Consider the following 2,495-nt stretch of genomic DNA (forward strand, 5'->3'; position numbering starts at 1 on the left):
GTAAGCGGCTAGCCATCCCGTCTTGATTTCGTCGTATGCGCAAGGATCCACTACTCCACTTAACTTCTTGGTGGAGAAATGGACACTACAGTTGCTCTTAGCGCAGGTCGTCGGCGGCGACGCAAGCACAGCCCGGAGTTCAAGGCGCACGTGGTGGCAGCGTGCAGTAAGCCGGGCGTATCGTCAGCGTCGGTGGCCATGGCCAACGGCATCAATGCGAACCTGGTGCGTCGATGGGTACGTGACGCGGAAGTCCCACCGCGCGGACCGGCGCCGCTCGATGCGCCCAAGGCTTTGCCCAGCGCCGCTTCGGCCTCTTTGACTGCGGCATTCGTGCCCGTTCAACTGCCCGCTGCGACCGGGCCGGCCGCCCCGCCCAGTGACATCCACATAGAGCTACGGCGTGGCGCCATGAGTGTCGTCGTGACCTGGCCGGTTGGGTTGGCCAGCGAGTGCGGCGGCTGGCTGCGCGAGCTCCTGCGGTGATCAAGGTCGAAGCCGTCTGGCTGGCCGTGGAACCGCTGGACATGCGCTCGGGCACCGAAGCTGCGTTGGCGCGCGTCGTGCGCGTGTTCGGCTGCCGCCAGGCCGCATCACGCCTATTTGTTCGCCAACCGTCGGGCTAACCGGATGAAGGTCCTCGTGCACGATGGCATCGGAATCTGGTTGGCGGCCAGGCGGCTGCACCAGGGCAAGTTCATCTGGCCCAACGATGCCGCGCCAACACTTGGCTTGAGCCGTGCGCAGTTCGATGCCTTAGTCCTTGGCCTGCCTTGGCAACGCGTCGGCGAGGCCGGCGTCATCTGCGTGCTGTAGCGCGGTAGCGCAATTGCCGAAGTTGCTGATGCTCGCCCCAGTGTCCTGGGGCATCATTGCCTTCCGTGAGCGACACGGCCACCAACCTCGACCACCTGGACGCGCAGCAACTGCGCGAGATGGTGCAGTCGCTCATGGGCCAAGTGCAAACCAGCAAGCTGGAGATCCAGCGACGCGACCACGAGATTGCGTTCAAGCAGGCTGCCATCGACAAGCTCACGCACGAGATGGCCGTGCTCAAGCGGCTGAAGTTCGCCGCGAAGTCCGAAGCCTTCACAGCCGAGCAGAAGAGCCTGCTGGATGAGACCATCGACGCCGATCTCGCGGCACTGGAGCGTGAGCTGGAGCAGATCGCACCTGCCAAGACTGCGCCGCATGACAAGCAGCAACCCAAGCGCCAGGTGCTGCCAGCGAACCTGCCGCGCCGCGAGATCCATCACGAGCCTCTGAGCGCCACCTGCGCATGCGGCTGCAGGCTTGAGCGCATCGGCGAGGATGTGTCCGAGAAGCTCGACTACCAGCCCGGCGTGTTCACGGTGGAGCGCCACGTTCGCGGCAAGTGGGTATGCGCGCGGTGCGAGACCCTGATCCAGGCACCGGTGGCGCCGCACATCATCGACAAGGGCATCCCTACGGCCGGACTGCTGGCCCAGGTGCTTGTGGCCAAGTACCTCGATCACCTGCCGCTGTACAGGCAAGAAGCCATCTTCGGTCGCGCTGGCCTGGCCATCCCTCGTTCCACGCTGGGCGCCTGGGTTGGCCAGTGCGGCGTGCAATTGCAGCCGTTGGTGGATGCGCTCAAGCGCGAGATGCTCCAGGCTCGTGTATTGCATGCCGACGAGACGTCGGTGGCGATGCTCAAGCCCGGCAACGGGAAGACGCATCGGGCCTACCTCTGGAGCTACTGCACGACGGCCTACAGCGCCCTGCGTGCCGTGGTGTTCGACTTCGCCGAAGGCCGAGGCGGCCAGCATGCCCGAGCCTTCCTCGGCCTCACGGGTGAGCATGGCTGGTGCGGGACACTGGTGTGCGATGACTTCTCGGGCTACAAGGCATGCTTCGAGCTCGGCGTCACAGAGGCCGGCTGCCTCGCGCACGCGAGACGCAAGTTCCATGAGCTGTGGGCCAACCACGGCAGTCCAGTCGGCGAGCAAGCGCTGAAGTTCTTCGGCGAGCTCTATGACATCGAGCGCGATGTGGCTGCGCTTGCGGCCGAGGAGCGCAAGCGCATCCGCCAAGAGCGCTCTCGCAAGGTGGCCGATGCGTTGCACCAGTGGCTCACCGCGCAGCGACAGAAGGTGCCCGAAGGGTCAGCCACCGCCAGGGCCATCGACTACAGCTTGAAGCGCTGGCAGGCGCTGACGCGCTACATCGACGATGGCGACCTGCCCGCGGACAACAACCGGGTGGAAAACCAGATCCGGCCCATCGCGCTCGGCCGGTCGAATTGGCTGTTCGCCGGCAGCTTGCGCGCCGGCCAGCGAGCCGCAGCCGTCATGAGCTTGGTGAACTCGGCGCGCCTGAATGGGCACGAGCCGCACGCATACTTGAAAGACATCCTCGAGCGGTTGCCCACGCAGCCGGCCAGCCGGATCGACGAGTTGTTGCCCCATCGCTGGCAACCAGCAGCGACCTCCTGATCTGCGCCCGTCGTCAAGACGGGATCACCGAGTGCTTAC

At 65.3% G+C, this 2,495-nt stretch carries 4 protein-coding genes; all 4 read left to right on the forward strand.

Translation table 11 applies throughout. The features are described 5' to 3' along the window. The first annotated feature begins 78 nt into the window (after positions 1 to 78). The 4 genes from tnpA to tnpC all read left to right on the forward strand — a co-directional run bounded on the left by tnpA (position 79) and on the right by tnpC (position 2,456). Positions 79 to 486, forward strand: a complete 408-nt coding sequence (gene tnpA, locus WKW77_RS34895; protein WP_340361460.1) for an IS66-like element accessory protein TnpA — start codon at positions 79 to 81, stop codon at positions 484 to 486. Next, positions 483 to 626: a hypothetical protein gene (locus WKW77_RS34900; RefSeq protein ID WP_340361461.1), complete on the forward strand. Its 144-nt coding sequence runs from the start codon at positions 483 to 485 to the stop codon at positions 624 to 626. The genes tnpA and WKW77_RS34900 overlap by 4 nt, the downstream gene beginning before the upstream one ends. Before the next feature lie 4 nt (positions 627 to 630). Continuing rightward, positions 631 to 816, forward strand: coding sequence for an IS66 family insertion sequence element accessory protein TnpB (gene tnpB, locus WKW77_RS34905; RefSeq protein WP_340361462.1), 186 nt, complete (start codon positions 631 to 633; stop codon positions 814 to 816). Positions 817 to 935: 119 nt separating this feature from the next. Next, the gene (gene tnpC / locus WKW77_RS34910; RefSeq protein WP_340361463.1) at positions 936 to 2,456 is read left to right on the forward strand and encodes an IS66 family transposase; all 1,521 of its coding nucleotides are present in this window, start codon (positions 936 to 938) and stop codon (positions 2,454 to 2,456) included. The last annotated feature ends 39 nt before the right edge of the window (positions 2,457 to 2,495 follow it).

It is taken from the genome of Variovorax ureilyticus (assembly GCF_037889935.1).
Taxonomy (GTDB): Bacteria; Pseudomonadota; Gammaproteobacteria; order Burkholderiales; family Burkholderiaceae_C; genus Variovorax; species Variovorax ureilyticus.

What these genes read in the sequence shown, in the direction of transcription:
- tnpB (WP_340361462.1), top strand. Translation starts at nt 631, where the DNA reads ATGAAGGTCCTCGTGCACGATGGCATCGGAATCTGGTTGGCGGCCAGG.
- tnpC (WP_340361463.1), top strand. Translation starts at nt 936, where the DNA reads ATGGTGCAGTCGCTCATGGGCCAAGTGCAAACCAGCAAGCTGGAGATC.
- tnpA (WP_340361460.1), top strand. Translation starts at nt 79, where the DNA reads ATGGACACTACAGTTGCTCTTAGCGCAGGTCGTCGGCGGCGACGCAAG.